This window comes from Streptomyces sp. NPDC020379, assembly GCF_044387105.1.
Classification (GTDB): domain Bacteria; phylum Actinomycetota; class Actinomycetes; order Streptomycetales; family Streptomycetaceae; genus Streptomyces.
In genome coordinates this window covers 344,092-362,084 of the sequence record NZ_JBIRVR010000005.1, presented here as the reverse complement: position 1 = coordinate 362,084, position 17,993 = coordinate 344,092, and the positions used below count along the sequence as shown (strand labels likewise).

Genomic DNA, 17,993 nt, shown 5'->3' with positions numbered 1-17,993 from the left:
TTCGGCTACAACGTCGCCGCGCTCCCCCTGGCCGCCGCCGGACTGCTCAACCCCATGATCGCCGGAGCGGCGATGGCCTTCTCCTCCGTCTTCGTGGTCGGCAACAGCCTGCGGCTGCGCGGCTTCCGCGCCCAGGCGGCGGACGGATCCTGACGCGGGTGGTGCCCACGGCACCACCCGCGTCCCCTGACGCCCCGTCGGCCCCGGACAGGCCCTCGCTTCACGGGAGATGAGCCCGCTGTACCCGATTCATGATGAATCGGTAACAGACGCACCCTCCGTCCTCCGCGGACCCTCTTCGCTGGTGTCAATGACCGTCGGCAGGGAGGGCAAAACAAGCCATGGCGCTGCAGAAGAAGCACACGATCCGGATCGCGGCCGCGGCGGCGGTCCTCTCGGTGGCCGCGGGGACCATCGCCGTGGCCGCCGAGCACGGCGGGGGCGGCGGGAACAGCGCCAAGGTGTCGGACCGGCCCGCGCCCGTGAAGACCGTGAGCGACGAGATCACGCGGATCTCGGAGGACCAGGGGAAGACCGTCAACCTCACCTTCGACGACGGCCCGGACCCCACCTGGACCCCGAAGGTCCTGGCCCTGCTGGAGCAGTACGGCGCCAAGGCCACCTTCTGCATGATCGGCCCGAACGCCCAGAAGCACCCGGACCTGGTGAAGAAGGTCGTGGCGGCGGGGCACCGGCTGTGCGACCACTCGATATCGCACGACACCACCATGGACAAGAAACCGGTGGCGTATCAGGAGAAGGAGATCCTGGGCGCGCGGAAGCTGATCGAGGACGCGTCGGGCGGTGAGCCGGTGCGCTACTACCGTGCTCCGGGCGGGGCGTTCACCCCCGACAGCCGGCGGATCGCCGCCGAGAACGGCATGCGCCCGCTCGGCTGGAACGTGGACACCAAGGACTTCGAGCACCCCGGTGTCGACAAGATCCTGGCCACCGCCAAGCGCGAGCTGGCCAAGGGCCCGACGGTGCTGATGCACGACGGCGGCGGCTCGCGCGCCCAGACCGTGGAGGCGCTCGGCCGGCTGCTGCCCTGGCTCAAGCAGGAGGGCTACACCTTCAGCTTCCCCAAGATCTGACGGCTCCCCGGTCCCGTCAGGGGACGGGCGCCGCGGTCCTGGTGGGAAGCTGGGCCGCGGGGAAGGCGTTGTTGTTGTCGCAGACCAGCTCCGAGACGACGTAACTGCCGCCGCTGAGCTCGACCTTCACGTCCTGGATCGGCCGCCCCGGGGGCACCTCGGCGTTCGCCGCCGTGCACACGAGCTGACTGCGGGCGACCGGGGACAGCTTCAGCACGTTGTACGGCAGTTGGACGCCCACCCGCATGGTGCCGGTGGTGACGTGGACCTCGCCGTTCATCTTCGGCAGGTCGGAGTACATCCCGCGTTCCTTCTCCGGCTGGTTGGGCCCCTTCAGGAGCAGGGCGACGGCGTCCTCCGGGCCGACCCTGTCGCCTGCGTCCCGGCTGCTGGAGGCGATGCCGGTGGGTGTCATGAAGTAGAGCCTGACCTCATAGGTGCTGGTCACGCCCCGCCTCCGCGCGCCCGTGGCGGGCTGGCCGGCGTCGATGGCGTCGGTGGTGGTGACACCGCAGCCCGCGAGCGTGGTGAGCACCAGCGCGGCGGCGGCCGCGCGCGGCTTCCCGGCGGGGATCCTCACGCCTCCTCACCTCCGCCGCGCCGCAGGGGCAGCTCCACGGTGAACACCGCTCCTCCTCCGGGTGCGTTGGCGGCCCGCACCGTGCCGTCGTGCAGGCGGACGTTCTCCAGGGTGATGGCGAGGCCGAGGCCGCTGCCCTCGGAGCGCGCGCGGGCGGAGTCGGCCTTGAAGAACCGGTCGAAGACGTGCGGCAGCACGTCGGCGTCGATGCCGGGACCGCGGTCGGCGATCTCGATCAGCAGCCGGTCGCCGGTGACCCGCTCCTCGGCGCGGACCGCGACACTGACCGGTTCCCCGCCGTGCTTGAGCGCGTTGCCGACGAGGTTGGCGACCACGACGTCGATGCGCCGCGGGTCCAGCCTGGCCCGTACGCCCTCGGGCAGGTCGGCGGCCACCTTTTCCTGCCAGCCGCGGGCCTGGAGGGTCTTGCGGACGGTCTCCGAGACATCGACCTCGTCGAGGTGGAGGGCGGCGGCGCCCGCGTCGAAGCGGGAGATCTCCATGAGGTCCTCGACCATGCGGGCGAGCTTCCCGGTCTCCTCGCTGATGAGCCGGACGGCGTGGGCCGTGTCGGGGTCGAGCGTGGCGGCGTCCTCGTCGAGGACGTCGACGACGGCGGTCATGGCGGCCAGCGGGGTGCGCAGTTCGTGCGAGACATCGGCGGCGAAGCGCCGCGAGTTGGCCTCCATGCGGCGCAGCTCGGCGACGTTCTCCTCCAGTGCCTCGGCCATGTCGTTGAAGGTCCGGGAGAGGTCGGCGAGCTCGTCGCGGCCGGTCACCCGCAGCCGGGTGTCGAGCTCGCCCGCGGCGATCTTCCGGGAGGCGCGGCGCAGTTCGCGTACGGGCCGCAGCACGCCGCGGGCGGCGATCAGCGCGGGCACGGCGGCCAGCGCGACGGCGGGCAGGGCGCCGCTCTGGGCGGCCTTGACCAGGGCCTGCACATTGGCCTCGTCCTCGCGGAGCGCCATCTGGGCGTAGACCTCCAGGCCGGAGGGCCGGCCGGTGTCCTTGAAGGTGACGGGCAGACCGATGGACAGCCAGGGGTCGCCGTCGATGTCCATGCGCTGGAAGGCCGGGATGCCGGAGCGGACCTTCTGCTGCAACCCCTGCGGGATGGTCCGGTTGGCGTCGACCGAGGGCACCATCGCCCCGCCCTGGTAGCGGAGGTGGATGATCCAGTGCTGCGCGCCGCCCGCCGCGGTGAGCCGGCGGCTGAGGTCCGCCTGGGCCTGCGGGGTCAGCGGGAAGGTGTAGTCGGGCACCTGCGAGTTCACCTGCGAGCGCAGGGAGTCGATGGCGGTGTCCTGCGTGTGCTTGAGGATCGCGGTGCGGGCCGAGCGGAAGGTCAGCCCGGCCGTGGTGAGCGCGCTCAGGGCCGCGACCAGCAGGAACGCCACGATCAGGCGGGCGCGCAGCCCCCTCGCGGCGCCGCGCAGCCTGGGCCGGCGGAACTCCGGGCGGCGCAGCCCGCCCAGGCGCGGGAGGAGCCGGCGGGTCACAGGGGTCCGAACCGGTAGCCGAAACCGCGCACGGTCTGGATGTACTTCGGTGACCTCGTGGACTCCTCGACCTTGGTCCGCAGGCGCATCACGCAGGCGTCGACCAGCCGCGCGTCACCGTGGTAGCTGTGCTCCCACACGTGCTCCAGGAGCTGCTGGCGGCTGAAGACCCGGCCGGGCGTCGAGGAGAGGTAGAGCAGCAGCTTCATCTCGGAGGGGGCGAGCGGCAGGTCCTGGCCGTGCTTGGCCACGAGCAGGCCGGCGCGGTCGATGGTGAGGTCGCCGTGCGTCTCGACCGGCTGGGCCACCGCCGGGTCGGGGCCGCCGTCGCCGGGCGCGGCGCGGCGCAGCACGGCCCGGATCCGGGCTTCGAGCACCTCGCCGCGGGCGGGCTTGACGATGTAGTCGTCGGCGCCCGCCTCCAGGCCGAGGACGACGTCGATGTCGTCGCCGCGCGCGGTGAGCATGATGATCGGGATCTGCCGGGTGGCGCGGATCCTGCGGCACACCTCGAAGCCGCTCTTGTCGGGCAGCATCAGATCGAGCAGGACGAGGTCCGGGCGGAAGGTCTCCATGGCGGCGATACCGGCCTCGCCGGTCGCGGCGCCCTCGACCTCGTGGCCGCGGCGGCGCAGGGTGAGCGTGACACCTTCCCGTACGGCCCGGTCGTCCTCGATCAGAAGCACGCGTGACATGCGGCAAGTATCCGTCCCATCAGCACAACAGTGCGACGTTCGGCCCTTGGGACGCCCGAACTGTCACCGACTGCTCATATTCGCCGGAGCCGCGGCGGGCGGGGCGCCCGCGAGGACGGGCCACAGGCCGGGGTCCTCGAAGCCGAGCGCCCACAGCGCCGTCCCCTCCACTCCGTACTTCCCAAGGACGCGCAGGTGGTCCGCGGTCCCGCGGGCGTCCTGGTACCAGACCTCGCGTCGCTTGCCGTCCTCGGTGTAGGCGAAGTGCGGGGTGTGCGCGACGGGGTCCAGGGCGTAGGGGGCGCCGGTCCTGCGGCGCAGCGCCTCGGCCTCCCGCCACGTGCGGTGGGTGGCCCGGCCGGGGTCGCCCACCACGTGGTCCCAGCCGTAGGCCGGGATGCCCATCTCGATCTTCTTCGCGGGGAGCCTGGCGGTGGCGTAGCGCAGGATCTCGTCGTACCACTCGGGGGTGGAGAGCGGGCCGGGCGGGGCGAGGGCGTCGTGGAGGTTGTAGCCCATGATCCGCAGCCGGTCGAGGGAGCGGCCCAGCCGGGCGTAGTCGTAGGCGGGGCCGAGGTCGTGGCCGGGGGTGGCGGAGCGGGGGAAGACGGCGGCCGTGCATTCCTTGCGCAGCGCGTGCAGCCTGCCGCAGACCTCGTCGGTCAGGGCGGTGAAGCCGGTGCGCACCCGCTCGACGAGGCCGGGGGCGCTCGCGCTGTCGTTCATCTGCTCGTAGTCGAGGTCGAGGCCGTCGTACGGGAGGTCGGTGGCGAGGCGCAGCAGGGTCTCGACGTGGGTGGCACGGGCCTTGGCGTCGCCCGTCAGGTCCGCCATCGCGGCGGCGCCGAGGGTCTCGGTGACGGTCGGCACGACCTTGATCCCGGCCTGGTGCAGCCCGTCGATCACGGACCGGTCGCCGGCGCCGGGGTGTGCCGTGACCTGGTCGGCGGCGGTGGCCGCGTACCAGAAGGGACTGACGGTGTGCAGCTGGCCCGCGTGGGCGAGCGCGTCCTGGTAGGCGCCGGGCTCCCAGTAGGGCAGCCAGGCGGAGACGTTCCGCGTCCGCGGCGGAGCCGCGTCGGCGGGGACGGTCGCGGGGGCGGCGCTCAGCGCGGCCAGCGCGGCCAGGACCGCGGCTCGGGTGCGGATCATGTCACCAGCGTTGTACGGGGCGGCCGGTGGCGCGAGCGGGGCTACACCCCCAGATGCCTGCGCAGCAGCTCGCGGAAGTCGTGGTCGAACGCCTCGTAGCGTTCGCGGAGCCGCTCCCCCGGCCAGTGGGGCGGCAGCAGCGCGGCCGGCAGGACCGGGTCCGCCAGGAGGTGGCGCAGGACCGCCGCCGAGACGGTGAACTGTTCGGCGAGGCCGCCGGGGCGCAGCGCCGCCTCCAGCGCGACCGCCCGCGCCGCCCAGCCGTCCAGGTCCCACAGCCGCGCCGCGAGCCGCGCCGGGTCACCCTCGGGCCGGCCGGTCAGGACGGCGCACTGCTCGGCGACGACGGCGGGCCGGTCGCGGACGAGGTTGGCGGGGCGGAGCCAGCAGCCCTCGCGGAGCTCGGCGAGGCGCAGGGCCGCCATCGCCTGGCGCAGGGCCGCGCGGTCGGCGGGGGCGCGGCGCTCGGTGGTGACGACGGCGATCTCCCAGCCGCCGTCCCAGGCGCGGGTGCGCGGGGCGCGGCTGTCGTCCTGCCGGGCCTGGCGGGCGAGGAGGCGGTCGGTGAGCCGGTAGGTGCCGTCGCGCGCTTCCAGGTCACCGGCGGCGACCATGCGGGTGAGGGCGGTGCGGACCGTGCCTTCGGCGGTGCCGAAGAGCGCGCCCGCGCGGACGAGGGCGCTGGCCGGCAGCGCGGGCGGGTGGTGGCCGAGCAGGGTGGAGAGCACGACCGAGCGCGCGGTCAGCGGCCGGAGGGGCAGGCGGGAGCCGGTGTCGTCCATGGTTGTCGAAACCCTGTTCATTACAGTGCTGGATCACGCATCATAAAACTGTAATGCCGCCGCGCACCCGTCCGTCCGGAGGTCCCCCGTGAGCGCCACCCACGACGTGTTCAACCAGGCCCCGCCCCTGACCGGCTTCACCACCGCCGACGACCCCGCGCTGCTGGAGGCGCTGCGCCGCGACGGCGGTGGCTGGGGCGAGGCGGAGGTGCGCGCGCTGGGGGCACGCGCCGGATCGGAGGAGGTCCAGGAGCGGTCGCGGCTGGCGGAGGCGTATCCGCCGGTGCTGCGCACCCACGACCGGTTCGGCCACCGGGTGGACGAGGTGGAGTTCCACCCGGCGTGGCACGAGCTGATGGCCGAGGCCGTCGCGAGCGGGCAGCACGCCACGCCCTGGGCCGAGCCGCGCGCCGGGGCCCATCTGGTGCGCGCCGCGAAGTTCTACGTCTGGGCGCAGGCCGAGCCGGGGCACGGCTGTCCCGTCTCCATGACGTACGCCGCGGTGCCGGCCCTGCGCGCCCAGCCGGACCTCGCCGCCGCCTACGAGCCCCTGCTCGCCTCGCGCGTCTACGACTACGGCCTCCGCCCCCCGCTGGGCAAGCGGGGGCTGATCGCGGGCATGTCGATGACGGAGAAGCAGGGCGGCTCGGACGTCCGGGCCAACACGACGACGGCGGTGCCCGCGGGCGACGGCTCGTACGCGGTCACCGGCCACAAGTGGTTCACGTCGGCGCCGATGAGCGATGTGTTCCTGATGCTCGCTCAGGCGCCGGAGGGGCTCACCTGCTTCCTCATGCCGCGGGTGCTGCCCGACGGCACGCGCAACGCCATGCGCCTCCAGCGGTTGAAGGACAAGCTCGGCAACCGCTCCAACGCCTCGGCGGAGATCGAGTACGAGGGGGCCGTGGCCTGGCCGGTGGGCGAGCCCGGGCGCGGGGTGCGCACGATCGTCGAGATGGTCAACATGACGCGGCTCGACTGCGTCATCGGGTCGGCGGCCGGCATGCGGGCCGGGCTGCGGCAGGCGCTCCACCACACCGCGCACCGGCGGGCGTTCGGCGCCGAGCTGATCGACCAGCCGCTGATGCGCAACGTCCTGGCCGACCTCGCCGTGGAGTCCGAGGCGGCCACGGTGCTGGCGATGCGGCTGGCGGCCGCGCTCGACGCCGCGGAGGCCGGGGACGCCGCGGAGTCGGCGCTGCGCAGGCTCGCGCTCGCGGCCGGGAAATACTGGGTCTGCAAGCGCGGCAGCGCGCACGCCGCCGAGGCCCTCGAATGCCTGGGCGGCAACGGCTACGTCGAGGAGTCGGGGATGCCCCGGCTCTACCGCGAGGCGCCGCTGCTGTCCATCTGGGAGGGCTCGGGCAACGTGGGCGCGCTGGACGTGCTGCGCGCGCTGGCCAAGGAACCGGCGTCCCTGGAAGCCTACTTCGCGGAGGTCGGCGCGGCGGCGGGGGCGGACGCCCGGCTCGACGCCGCCGTGGGGCGTCTGCACGGCCTTCTCGGCGCGCTCGCCGACCCGCACCGCGCCCAGTTGCTGGCGCGCCGCGTCGCCGAGCAGCTCACGCTCGTGCTCCAGGGCAGCCTGCTCGTGCGGTACGGCACGCCGGCCGTCGCCGACGCCTTCTGCGCGTCGCGGCTGGGCGGCGACTGGGGCCACGCGTTCGGCACCCTGCCCACCGGCGCGGACCTCGGCCCGATCCTGGACCGCGCGCGGGCGAAGGAGGCGCTGTGACGGTCCGTACGGAACGCTCCGGCCCGGTGACGACGGTCGTCCTCGCCCGGCCCGCCGCGCGCAACGCCGTGGACGGCCCGACGGCCGCCCTGCTGGCCGACGCCTTCCGGGCGTTCGAGGCCGACGACGCGGCGCGGGTGGCGGTGCTGTGGGGCGAGGGCGGTACGTTCTGCGCGGGCGCCGACCTCAAGGCCCTCGGCGGTCAGCGGGGCAACCGCGTCGCGCCCGACGGCGACGGCCCGATGGGCCCGACCCGGCTGCGGCTGTCGAAGCCGGTCATCGCGGCCGTGAGCGGCCACGCGGTCGCGGGCGGGCTGGAATTGGCGCTCTGGTGCGATCTGCGGGTGGCGGAGGAGGACGCGGTCTTCGGGGTGTTCTGCCGCCGCTGGGGCGTGCCGCTCATCGACGGCGGCACGGTGCGGCTGCCGCGGCTGATCGGGGCGGGCCGGGCCATGGACCTGATCCTCACGGGCCGCCCGGTGCCCGCTCCGGAGGCGTACGCCATGGGCCTCGCCAACCGGCTCGTGCCGCCCGGCGAGGCCCGCGCCGCGGCGGAGGAACTGGCCGCCGGGATCGCCCGGTTCCCGCAGTCGTGCCTGCGCGGCGACCGCGCTTCCCTGCTGGAGCAGGAGGGCCTCCCCGAGGAGGCGGCCCTGGCGGCCGAACTCGCCCATGGAATGGCCGTCTTGGGCGAGGCGGTCGAAGGGGCGGCCCGCTTCGCGGCGGGGGCGGGGCGGCACGGGGACTTCTCCCGCATCTGAGGGACACCCGGGGGCCTCCCGGGGAGGCGGCCCCGGACCGCCGCTCCGCGTACCGGAGTTGAGCGTTACGTTTCTGCACACAACGCACACAGTTCTTCACCCCATCGAAGGGATTGCGCCGGGGAATTGGCCTCAAGGCGCGCGCGACCGCCAAGATCTGCGTCGTGAGTGGATGGGTACGGGCAGGGCGTACGGGCATGGTGACCTTCGCGGCCGTGCTGGCGACAGCGGCGGGCGCACCGGCTCCGGACGGTGACCCCGGGCCGGCGGCGGGCGCGCCGCGCCCGTCCCACGCGACCGCCGTCCCCGGCACCCCGCGCACAGCGGCGCCGCCGGAGCGTGAGCGCGACGGCGGCCGCCCGCCCTCGGTCCGCGTGACGGGCGACGGGCCGGGCGACCTCTCGCCGTCGGTCGTCATCGACGACGGACACCACCGGCGGGTCCGGGTCTCGGGCGGCGGTGGCGACGAGGGCACGTCGGTGGTCATCCGCGGGCGGGGCTGCCTGACGGTCCTCTCGCGCGGCGCGGAGGGCTCGGCGGTGATCAGCGCCGACTGCCCGGAGGCACCGCGGCCGCCCGTACCGCCTGCCGCTCCCCGGCCCGCGTCCCGGGCACCGGCTCCCCCACCGCCTCGGCCCGCTCCGCCCACTCCTCCCGCGCCGTCCGCCCCCGCCCCCGCTCCCGTCGCGGTGAAGCGCGCGGCACCGGCGCCGCCACCCCCGGCCCCGGCTGTTCCTCCGCCCCCGAACCCCACGCCCGCCATCGCCGCGGCCCACATCACGCCCCGCGCCTATCACCAGGCGGCCGGCAAGCCGGCCCAGGGCGGCTCCTCGCCGGTCATGCTCATGCTGGTGCTCACCGCCCCGGCCGTGCTCGCCGCCGCCATGCTGCGGCCGCGCGGCGGCGGTGGCGGTGGCAGTGGCGGCGGGCGCGGCTGACCCGCCCGGCACGCCGTCTGCACCCTGTTCCGCCCCCCTTGTCCGCCCCCGCTCTTCCCGGAGGTTTCCCTTGGCCGAGTGGCTGGTCCTGACCCTCGCGATGGCCGCCGCGTGCGCGGTCGTCCTGACGATCACCGTGCTCCGGGAACGCAGGCTGAGCGAGCACGACGACCCCTCCGAGACGCCCGACGTGATCGAGTACATGACGATGATGATCGGGGTCGTGTACGCCATCGTGCTCGGCCTGGCCATCGCCGGCGTCTGGGAGGCACGCAACGCCGCGCAGGACGGGGTCCGCACGGAGGCCCAGGCCCTGCACGAGGTCAGCGAGCGCGTCCAGGCGTACGCGCCCGCGGTCCGGGACCGCACCCGTGAGGACATCAACGCCTATGTGAGCTACGTGGTGCACAAGGAGTGGCCGGTGATGCTCAAGCGGGGTGAGATCACCGACCGCAGCGAGCAGTTGCTGTCCAAGGTGCGGGAGGACGTCACGTCGTACGTACCGCGCGACGACCACGAGACGCAGTCCTACCAGCCGCTGCTGGACCAGGTGGGGGCCGCGGACGCCGCGCGCTCCGCGCGGGCGCAGAACGCGAACGACACCATGCCGGGCGTGGTGTGGTTCGGGCTGATCGGGGGCGCCGTGGTCGCCGTCGGGCTGATCTTCACCCTCCAGATCCGGCGCTCCCCGCGCGAGTTGCTGCTCGCGGGTGTCTACAGCGCGATGATCGCCTTCCTGCTCTTCCTGATCTGGGACTTCAACACGCCCTTCGGCCACGAGGTGTCGGACGCCGTCGGCCCGTTCACGGACATGTTCGCCACCTGACCGGCAGTCGCTTGAGCCCGTTCTGGAGATTGGACGTCAGCCGCACCGGTTCGCCCGCGAGCTCCAGTCCGGGCAGCCGGTCGACGGCCGCCCGCAGCATGGCCCGCAGTTGGGTGCGCGCCAGGTGGGCGCCCAGGCAGAAGTGCGGGCCGTAGCCGAAGCTGACGTGGTCGTTGGGCGTGCGGGTGATGTCGAAGCGGTCGGGGTCGGGGAAGACGCTCTCGTCGCGGTTGGCGGAGGCGTGATAGACGACGACCTTCTCGCCGCGCCGGATGCGCACCCCGGCCAGTTCGGTGTCGCGGGTGGCGGTGCGCCGGAAGTCGATGACGGGCGGCCAGTAGCGCAGCACCTCCTCCACCGCCGTGTCCGTCGTGGCGGGTTCGGTCCGGAAGAGCTCGTACTGCGCGGGGTGGTCGAGGAGGGTGAGCAGCCCGCCGGGGATGGCGTTGCGCAGCGTCTCGTTCCCGGCCACCACGAAGAGGAAGAACATCGTCTCGAACTCGTCGCGGGTCAGGCCACCCTCGCACATGCGGGCCAGCACGCTGCCGGGGCGGACCTCGTCGGCCAGCGCGTGGGCGTAGGCGAACATGTCGGCGAGCCCCTCGCGCGACCGATGGCCGATCATGCTGCCGTCGGGCCGCGTGCGCCCCGGCGGGCGGTGGGCGAGGGCCGCGCGGCCCATCGGGCTCAGCGTCCCGGGGTCGGCGGTGCTGGACTCCGCGTGGTCGGCGTCCTGATAGCCGATGACGCGGTTCGACCAGTCGTACAGCAGCAGCCGGTCCTCGTCCGGCACCCCCATGAGGTGGGCGAGGGTCCGCACGGGCAGGTCCGCGGTGAGCTCCACGAAGTCCGCCGCGCCCCGCCCGGCGACGCCGTCGACGAGCGCCACCGCGCGGGCCTCGATGACGGACTCCAGCTCCCGGACGGCCCGCGCGGTGAAGGCCGAGGCGACGATGCGGCGCAGCCGGGCGTGGCCGGGCCGGTCCTGGTTGAGCATCATGGCCCGGACGAACGCGAGCTCCTCCGCGGTGCCGGGGTCGCGGAGCTGGGTCGCGCCCAGGTGCGAGGAGTAGATCTCCGGGGTGCGCAGCACCGTCTTGACGTCGGCGTGCCGGAAGACCGCCCAGTAGCCGGGGCCCGCCGGCCAGGGGCCCACGGCCGGTTCCCCGATCCAGCTGACGGGAGCGCTCGCCCGCAGCTCGCGGAAGCGGGCGTAGGGCACTCCGCGGGCGTAGGTGCCGGGGAGGAAGACATCGGAGGTCACCTCGGGTGCGGTCACCCCGGGACCGTACGCCCTCCTCTGGCGGGCGCGTCAAGGGATCGCCACAATGTCGGAGGGACACCTGCGCCCATGGTGCCGCGCGAGCGGGACGATTTGACCGCACGCGGACAGGGAACGAGAGCAGGAAGCGGGAAACGGACGGAGGTACGGACCGTGACCGACACCGAGTCCGGCAGGGCGGGCGCCGCCCATGTCGTCGGCGAAGCGGAAGTGGACGCGCTCGTGCGGGGGATCTGCTTCAAGACCGGGCCACCGAGGCGCCTGGGCGTCGAACTGGAATGGCTCGTCCACGATCTTCGCGATCCCGCCCGCCCCGTCCCCGCGGCCCTGCTGGCAGCCGCCGTCGACCGGCTGCGGACCCTGCCGCTGAAATCCCTGCTCACGGTCGAACCCGGTGGCCAGGTGGAGTTCAGCTCCCGGCCCGCGGAGTCCCTCGCCTCCTGCGTGACGGAGGTCTCCGCCGATCTCGCCCTCGCCAGGCCCGCACTGCGCGACCTCGGCCTCGTCCTCGCCGGCTACGGCCAGGACCCCTGGCACCTGCCCCGCCGCGTCCTCGACACACCGCGCTACGACGCGATGGAGGCCCACTACGACCGTCTGAACGGCGCCGGGCGCACCGTGATGTGCCGGACGGCGTCCGTGCAGGTGTGCGTGGACGCGGGCTTCGAGGAGCCGGGACCGCTGGGGTTCGGGCGGCGGTGGCGGCTCGCGCACCTGCTGGGCGCGGTGCTGCTGGCCGCGTTCGCCAACTCCCCGCTGCACCTGGGCCGCCCGACCGGCTGGCGCTCCAGCAGGCAGGCCACGTACACGCGGATGGACCCGGGGCGCACCCTGGCCCCGGACGAGACGATGGAGCCGCGCGCGGCCTGGGCGCGGTACGCGCTGGACGCCCCGGTGATGTGCGTGCCGTCGGGCGACGCCGCGTCCTGGCGGTCGCCCGCGGGCCTGGACCTGCGGGGCTGGGTGCGCTCGGGGCGGCCCCGGCCGGTGACGGCCGATGACGTCGCCTATCACCTGACAACGTTGTTCCCGCCGGTGCGGCCGCGGGGCCACCTGGAACTGCGCATGATCGACGCCCAGCCCGGGGAGGACGGCTGGCTGGTGCCGCTCGCCGTGACCGCGGCGCTCTTCGACGACCCGGTGGCCGCCGAGACCGCCTATCGCGCGGTGAAGGCCCTCGCGGACACCGCCGGCCCGGAGCCGGCGCCGCGCAACGCCCTGTGGCGCAACGCGGCGCGCCACGGTCTCGCCGACCCCGAACTGCACGGGGCCGCCGTCACCTGCTTCGCCGCCGCTCGCGAGGCGCTGCCCCGGCTGGGCGCGCCGCCCCGCGTCCTGGCCGCCGTCGACTCCTTCACCGCGCGCTATGTCGACCGGCGGCGATGTCCCGCCGACGACGTCCTCGACCACGTCATCGGCAAGGAGAACCGCACATGACCAGCAGCACCGCGCCGGACCCCGAAGCGCTCCGGGAGCGCGCCGTGACCGCCCTTGTCACGGCGCGCGAGCGCACAGGGCAGCTCACCGGCTGCGTGGACGAGGCCGAACTCCTCGCCCAGCACTCCCCGTTGATGTCCCCGCTGGTCTGGGACCTCGCGCACATCGGCAACCAGGAGGAGCAGTGGCTGCTGCGCGCGGTGGGCGGCCGCGCGGCGCTGCGCCCGGAGATCGACTCGGTGTACGACGCGTTCGAGCACCCGCGGGCCCGGCGCCCGGCGCTGCCGCTGCTGCCGCCCGCGGAGGCGCGGGGCTATGTCGCGGACGTACGCGGCCGGGTCCTCGACCTGCTGGACACCACCACGCTGCGCGGCGCCCCGCTGGTGGAGTCCGGCTTCGCCTTCGGCATGATCGCCCAGCACGAACAGCAGCACGACGAGACCATGCTGATCACCCATCAGCTGCGGCGGGGCCCGGCGGCCCTCACCGCGCCCGAGCCGCCGCCCGCGGCGCCGGACGCGGGCCTGCTGCCCGCGGAGGTCCGTATCGAGGGCGGCCCGTTCACGATGGGCACCTCCACCGAGCCCTGGGCCCTGGACAACGAACGGCCCGCCCACACCCGTTCGGTGCCGCCCTTCTTCCTCGACACCCTGCCGGTGAGCAACGGCGCCTATCTGCGGTTCATCGAGGACGGCGGCTACACCGACCCGCGCTGGTGGCTGCCCGAGGGCTGGGAGCAGGTGCGCGCCCAGGGGCTGGCCGCGCCGCTGTTCTGGCGGCGCGAGGGCACGGCCTGGGTGCGACGGAGGTTCGGGGTCGTGGAGCCCGTGCCGCCGGACGAACCGGTGCTGCACGTCAGCTGGTACGAGGCGGCGGCCTACGCCGCCTGGGCCGGGCGGCGGCTGCCCACCGAGGCCGAGTGGGAGAAGGCCGCCCGCCACGACGCGGCCTCGGGCCGCTCGCGCCGCTACCCCTGGGGCGACGAGGACCCCGCCCCGGCCCACGCCAACCTCGGCCAGCGCCACCTGCGCCCGGCACCGGTCGGGGCGTACGCGGCGGGCGCTTCGCCGCTGGGCGTGCGGCAGCTGATCGGTGACGTGTGGGAGTGGACGGCGAGCGACTTCCTGCCGTATCCGGGCTTCCGGGCCTTTCCCTACCGCGAGTATTCGGAGGTGTTCTTCGGCAGCGCCCACAAGGTGCTGCGCGGCGGGTCCTTCGCCGTCGACCCGGTCGCCTGCCGGGGCACGTTCCGCAACTGGGACCTGCCGGTGCGCCGGCAGATCTTCGCCGGGTTCCGTACGGCCCGTGACGCGGAGCCGTCCTGATGTGCCGCCATCTCGCGGTCCTGGGGCCGGAGTCCCCGCTCGGCGCGACCGTGGCCGAGCCGCCGCACTCGCTCGTCCGCCAGTCGTGGGCGCCCCGCCGGCAGCGGCACGGCACGGTCAACGCGGACGGCTTCGGCATCGGGTGGTACGCGCCGGGCGACCCCGTGCCCGCGCGCTACCGGCGGGCCGGGCCGGTGTGGGGCGACCAGACGTTCGCCGACCTCGCCCGGGTGGTGCGCACCGAGGCGCTGCTCGCCTCGGTGCGGGACGCCACCGAGGCGGACGCCGACGGGGAGGCGGCGACCGCGCCGTTCTCCTCCGGGCCCTGGCTGTTCAGCCACAACGGGGCGCTGGCCGGCTGGCCGGACTCCGTCGCCGCGCTCACCGCCCTGCTGCCCCCGGGCGCGCTGCTGCGGCTGGCGGCGCGGTGCGACTCGGCGTTCGTCTGGGCGCTGGTCGAGCACCGGCTGCGCGAGGGCGCGGCCCCGGGGCCCGCCCTCGCGGGCGCGGTCGCGGCCCTCTCCGGCGCCGCCCCCGGCTCCCGGCTGAACCTGCTGCTCACCGACGGGGCGGCCATCGCGGCGACCGCGTGGGGCGACTCGCTGTGGTGCCTTCGCGACCGCGCGGGGCGGACCGTCGTCGCCTCCGAGCCCTACGACGACGACCCCGCCTGGACCGAGGTCCCCGACCGCACCCTGCTCACCGCCACCCGCGCCGGCGTCGCGCTGTCGCCCCTCTCCCCGCTCGCCCCGCACTCCGCGCTCAAGGAGCCCGTTCTGTGAGTCCGTTCGCCCTGACCCGCACCCTTCCCGCCGACGCGACCGCCGCCGCCCTGCGCGCGGACGTCGCGACCGGGCTGACCCGTACGCCCAAGGCGCTCCCCCCGAAGTGGTTCTACGACGCCCGCGGCAGCGAGCTGTTCGACGCGATCACCCTGCTGCCCGAGTACTACCCGACGCGCGCCGAGCGGGAGATCCTGCTCACCCGGGCCGCCGGGATCGCCGAGGTCGTGCGGCCGCGGACGCTGGTGGAGCTGGGCTCCGGCTCCTCCGACAAGACCCGCCACCTCCTTTCGGCGCTGCCCTCCATCGACCACTACGTGCCCGTCGACGTCAGCGCGAGCGCCCTGGAGGGCGCGGCACGCACGCTGCTCGCCGAGAACCCCGGCCTGACCGTGCACGCCCTCGTCGCCGACTTCCAGTACGGCCTGGCGCTGCCGGAGACGCCCGGCCCCCGGCTGCTCGCCTTCCTCGGCGGCACGATCGGCAATCTCCAGCCGGAGGAGCGGGCGGTCTTCTTCGGCGCGGTGCGGTCCGGGCTGGCGCGCGGTGACGCGTTCCTGCTGGGCACGGACCTGGTCAAGGACGAGCGGACGCTGGTCGCCGCCTACGACGACGCCGCGGGGGTGACGGCCGAGTTCGACAAGAACGTCCTCGCCGTCGTCAACCGTGAGCTCGGCGCCGACTTCGACCCCGCGGACTTCGACCACGTCGCCGTCTGGGACGAGCGGCGGGAGTGGATCGAGATGCGGCTGCGGGCCCGTAGCGCCGTCGTGGTGAAGATCCCCGCGCTGGACCTCGCGGTGCACTTCGAGGAGGGGGAGGAGCTGCGGACGGAGATCTCGGCGAAGTTCCGCCACGAGGGGGTGCGGGCGGAGCTGGCGGCCGCGGGGCTGGAACTGCGCCGCTGGTGGACCGACGAGCAGGGGCGCTTCGCACTGTCGCTGTCCGTGCCGGTTAGCCTCGCGGTGTGAACGAGGAGAAGAACCAGCGGCGCGGCGAAGGCATCCCGGCGGGCTTCGAGCGCGGCACCGATGGCCCCAAGGTGATCGTCGTCGGTGTCGACGGCTCCGACACGTCGTGGCGCGCCGCCGCCTACGCGGCCGGGCTGGCCCGTCGGCAGAACGCGCTGCTGGCGATCGTCTACGTCCAGCCGGTGCTGGCGGGCGGCGCGGCGCTCGGGGCCCCGGTGGCGGAGGCGACGGAAGAGGTGGCCGAGGAACTGCTCGCCGAGATCCGCGCGGCCACGGACCGGGTGCGGGGGATCCACGAGATGCGGTGGGAGTTCCACACGTTCCGCGGCGACCCCTACGCCGGTCTGGTCAAGGCGGCGGACGAGCTCACGGCGGACGCGGTGATCGTGGGCGCGTCGGAGCAGGCCGGTCACCGGATCATCGGCTCGGTGGCGGTCCGCCTGGTGAAGGCGGGCCGCTGGCCGGTGACGGTGGTCCCGTAGCGGCCGCCCGCGTCCCCGCCCGTCCCGGTCCCCGCCGTCTCGGTCGCCGTCGCCTCAGTCCCCGACGTCTGAGTCGCCGCCGTCTCAGTCGCCGTCGTCCAGCCGGAAGCCCACCTTCAGGCCCACCTGGTAGTGGCCGACCCCGCCCTCCGTCAGATGCCCCCTGATCTGCGTGACCTCGAACCAGTCGAGGTTGCGCAGCGTCTGGGACGCCCGCCCGAGGCCGTTGCGGACGGCGGCGTCGACGCCGTCCGGGGACGAGCCGACGATCTCGGTCACGCGATACGTGTGGTGGGTCATGGCACAGGCTCCAGGCGTGGAACGGTCCGGACACCCCCACCGTGACCCACCGCGCGCCACCCCGCGAGGCGAGCGCGGCCGTTGGAAGGCGCGGCGGGCCGGGGTCAGCCGCGCGGCACCACCGACGACAGCACCCGCGGCAGCGGATACCAGTCGGCCGTCGCGAAGCTGGCGTGGGCCTTCGCGAGGAGGGCGACCCTCTCCCGGGCCTGGGCCTCCGTGGGGCGGGTGATGTCGATGGCGGGCGGCACCTTGTGCGCGTCGGTCATGACGACGAGGTAGTGGCGGCTGTCGTACCAGGCCGTGTCGATCTTCCCGTCGGTGTACGTGGCCGCGTCCCCGTCGAAGAGGACGAACCACGGGCGGATCGTGGGGTCGGCGTACCGCGCGCGGGGATCGCCCGGCACCGCGCCGTGCACGGCCGGGAAGGCGCCCGCCTGCCGGAGCCGGCCCGCGGCGGCGAGGTCCCGCAGGTGCGTCGCGTACTCCCGGTCGGTCCACAGCCGGTCGGCGGGGTTCTTCTCCTCCACCGTGCCGGGGATCAGCTCCACGACGAACTTGCCCGCGAGCGCGGAGCGGTCCGGCCAGCCGTCGGCGCGTACGGCCTCGTCGAGCGTGGCGTGCTTCCCGGCGAGGTCGGCGGGGCGGTAGAGGGCGTCGCCGAGCCTCTCGCCGAGGAGGGCGTCCAGCTCGGCCGGCCCGCGGCCGCTGTCGGCGTTGAAGCCGTCCTTCATCTCCACCTTGAGCAGGACGGGCCGGTGGCCGGGGTGCGCGTCGTGCCAGGCCCGGATGTCGGCGAGGCAGCCGGAGAGGGGCTGGTTGCGGGCCTTCGTACGCAGCTCGGCGGGGGCGGCGGCGCCCTCGCAATTGTTGTTGTTCGCGAGCGGGTTGGCGTGCGAGACGCGGAAGGAGCGGCCGCCGAGGCCGTTGGTCCAGACGTCGAGTTCGAGGAGGGAGGCGCCCGAGTCGAGGGCGTCGGCGAAATAGGGGTACTTCGCCGTCTCGTAGGCGTTGTGCACCCCGACCGAGGTGGTGGCGGAGTAGGCCGCCCGCCCCGCCGTCGTCCCCGCCCCGGCCGGTGCGGCCGTGACGGCCGCCGTGGCCGCCGCGACGACCGCAATCGTTCCCGCACGTATGCCCGTTCGCATGTCCCCACCGCTTTCGTCGGTCCCGCGCAGCGCGCGAGCGACCAGCAGGTTACTGGATCACGTGCGGGGTTCAGGGGGGCCGGTGTGCGGGACAGGGCGGACGCCTGCCCCGGGACCTCGTGCGCGGCACGCAAATGAGCTCACCCACTCGTATACAGAACTGCACGATCCTGCAGTGGTGGGAAGCTCGACGCTCCCACAAGG

At 74.4% G+C, this 17,993-nt stretch carries 18 protein-coding genes; 10 read left to right on the top strand and 8 right to left on the bottom strand.

The features are described 5' to 3' along the window. Nucleotides 1-341: 341 nt before the first annotated feature. Nucleotides 342-1,094, top strand: coding sequence for a polysaccharide deacetylase family protein (locus tag ACH427_RS09715; RefSeq protein ID WP_398868896.1), 753 nt, complete (start codon nucleotides 342-344; stop codon nucleotides 1,092-1,094). Between the two features lie 16 nt (nucleotides 1,095-1,110). Here the strand turns inward: ACH427_RS09715 and ACH427_RS09710 are convergent, their stop codons facing one another. From ACH427_RS09710 to ACH427_RS09690, 5 genes are all read right to left on the bottom strand, one after another. After that, entirely contained in the window at nucleotides 1,111-1,674 is a 564-nt protein-coding gene (locus ACH427_RS09710) for a hypothetical protein (protein WP_398868895.1), read from the bottom strand. Continuing rightward, nucleotides 1,671-3,173: an ATP-binding protein gene (locus ACH427_RS09705; RefSeq protein ID WP_398868894.1), complete on the bottom strand. Its 1,503-nt coding sequence runs from the start codon at nucleotides 3,171-3,173 to the stop codon at nucleotides 1,671-1,673. The genes ACH427_RS09710 and ACH427_RS09705 overlap by 4 nt, the downstream gene beginning before the upstream one ends. Further along, a complete protein-coding gene (locus tag ACH427_RS09700; protein WP_398868893.1) occupies nucleotides 3,170-3,868 on the bottom strand; it encodes a response regulator in 699 nt (232 codons plus the stop codon). The genes ACH427_RS09705 and ACH427_RS09700 overlap by 4 nt, the downstream gene beginning before the upstream one ends. Before the next feature lie 63 nt (nucleotides 3,869-3,931). Further along, nucleotides 3,932-5,020, bottom strand: coding sequence for a glycosyl hydrolase family 18 protein (locus ACH427_RS09695; RefSeq protein ID WP_398868891.1), 1,089 nt, complete (start codon nucleotides 5,018-5,020; stop codon nucleotides 3,932-3,934). Between the two features lie 41 nt (nucleotides 5,021-5,061). Next, the gene (locus tag ACH427_RS09690) at nucleotides 5,062-5,802 is read right to left on the bottom strand and encodes a PaaX family transcriptional regulator C-terminal domain-containing protein (RefSeq protein WP_398868890.1); all 741 of its coding nucleotides are present in this window, start codon (nucleotides 5,800-5,802) and stop codon (nucleotides 5,062-5,064) included. 88 nt (nucleotides 5,803-5,890) lie between these two features. On the opposite strand from ACH427_RS09690, the gene ACH427_RS09685 reads away from it, so the two are divergent. The 4 genes from ACH427_RS09685 (at nucleotide 5,891) to ACH427_RS09670 (ending at nucleotide 10,062) form a co-directional block, all read left to right on the top strand. Continuing rightward, nucleotides 5,891-7,537 (top strand): acyl-CoA dehydrogenase family protein, encoded by a 1,647-nt coding sequence (locus ACH427_RS09685; RefSeq protein ID WP_398868889.1) that lies wholly within the window; start codon nucleotides 5,891-5,893, stop codon nucleotides 7,535-7,537. Continuing rightward, nucleotides 7,534-8,298 (top strand): crotonase/enoyl-CoA hydratase family protein, encoded by a 765-nt coding sequence (locus ACH427_RS09680; protein ID WP_398868888.1) that lies wholly within the window; start codon nucleotides 7,534-7,536, stop codon nucleotides 8,296-8,298. The genes ACH427_RS09685 and ACH427_RS09680 overlap by 4 nt, the downstream gene beginning before the upstream one ends. Nucleotides 8,299-8,462: 164 nt before the next feature. After that, nucleotides 8,463-9,236 carry a hypothetical protein gene (locus ACH427_RS09675; protein WP_398868887.1) on the top strand — a complete coding sequence of 258 codons (774 nt, stop codon included), beginning with the start codon at nucleotides 8,463-8,465 and terminating at the stop codon, nucleotides 9,234-9,236. 70 nt (nucleotides 9,237-9,306) lie between these two features. Next, entirely contained in the window at nucleotides 9,307-10,062 is a 756-nt protein-coding gene (locus ACH427_RS09670) for a hypothetical protein (protein ID WP_398868886.1), read from the top strand. Here ACH427_RS09670 and ACH427_RS09665 read toward each other — a convergent pair. Then, entirely contained in the window at nucleotides 10,040-11,341 is a 1,302-nt protein-coding gene (locus tag ACH427_RS09665) for a cytochrome P450 (protein ID WP_398868885.1), read from the bottom strand. The genes ACH427_RS09670 and ACH427_RS09665 overlap by 23 nt on opposite strands. A gap of 156 nt (nucleotides 11,342-11,497) precedes the next feature. Here ACH427_RS09665 and egtA point away from each other — a divergent pair, with 156 nt between their 5' ends. Genes egtA through ACH427_RS09640 form a run of 5 tightly spaced genes read left to right on the top strand, consistent with a single transcriptional unit; the run spans nucleotide 11,498 to nucleotide 16,341 of the window. Continuing rightward, the gene (gene egtA / locus ACH427_RS09660; protein ID WP_398868884.1) at nucleotides 11,498-12,781 is read left to right on the top strand and encodes an ergothioneine biosynthesis glutamate--cysteine ligase EgtA; all 1,284 of its coding nucleotides are present in this window, start codon (nucleotides 11,498-11,500) and stop codon (nucleotides 12,779-12,781) included. Continuing rightward, the gene (gene egtB / locus ACH427_RS09655) at nucleotides 12,778-14,106 is read left to right on the top strand and encodes an ergothioneine biosynthesis protein EgtB (protein WP_398868883.1); all 1,329 of its coding nucleotides are present in this window, start codon (nucleotides 12,778-12,780) and stop codon (nucleotides 14,104-14,106) included. The genes egtA and egtB overlap by 4 nt, the downstream gene beginning before the upstream one ends. Beyond that, nucleotides 14,106-14,888: an ergothioneine biosynthesis protein EgtC gene (gene egtC / locus ACH427_RS09650; protein WP_398868882.1), complete on the top strand. Its 783-nt coding sequence runs from the start codon at nucleotides 14,106-14,108 to the stop codon at nucleotides 14,886-14,888. Before egtB ends, egtC begins: the two co-directional genes overlap by 1 nt. After that, nucleotides 14,885-15,859, top strand: a complete 975-nt coding sequence (egtD, locus tag ACH427_RS09645; protein WP_398868880.1) for an L-histidine N(alpha)-methyltransferase — start codon at nucleotides 14,885-14,887, stop codon at nucleotides 15,857-15,859. The genes egtC and egtD overlap by 4 nt, the downstream gene beginning before the upstream one ends. After that, nucleotides 15,856-16,341 carry a universal stress protein gene (locus ACH427_RS09640; RefSeq protein WP_398868879.1) on the top strand — a complete coding sequence of 162 codons (486 nt, stop codon included), beginning with the start codon at nucleotides 15,856-15,858 and terminating at the stop codon, nucleotides 16,339-16,341. Before egtD ends, ACH427_RS09640 begins: the two co-directional genes overlap by 4 nt. Before the next feature lie 84 nt (nucleotides 16,342-16,425). On the opposite strand, the gene ACH427_RS09635 is transcribed toward ACH427_RS09640, so the two are convergent. Both ACH427_RS09635 and ACH427_RS09630 read right to left on the bottom strand, forming a co-directional pair. Further along, a complete protein-coding gene (locus tag ACH427_RS09635) occupies nucleotides 16,426-16,641 on the bottom strand; it encodes a dodecin (RefSeq protein WP_398868878.1) in 216 nt (71 codons plus the stop codon). 104 nt (nucleotides 16,642-16,745) lie between these two features. Beyond that, nucleotides 16,746-17,789: a phosphatidylinositol-specific phospholipase C domain-containing protein gene (locus ACH427_RS09630; protein WP_398868877.1), complete on the bottom strand. Its 1,044-nt coding sequence runs from the start codon at nucleotides 17,787-17,789 to the stop codon at nucleotides 16,746-16,748. Nucleotides 17,790-17,993: the final 204 nt, after the last annotated feature.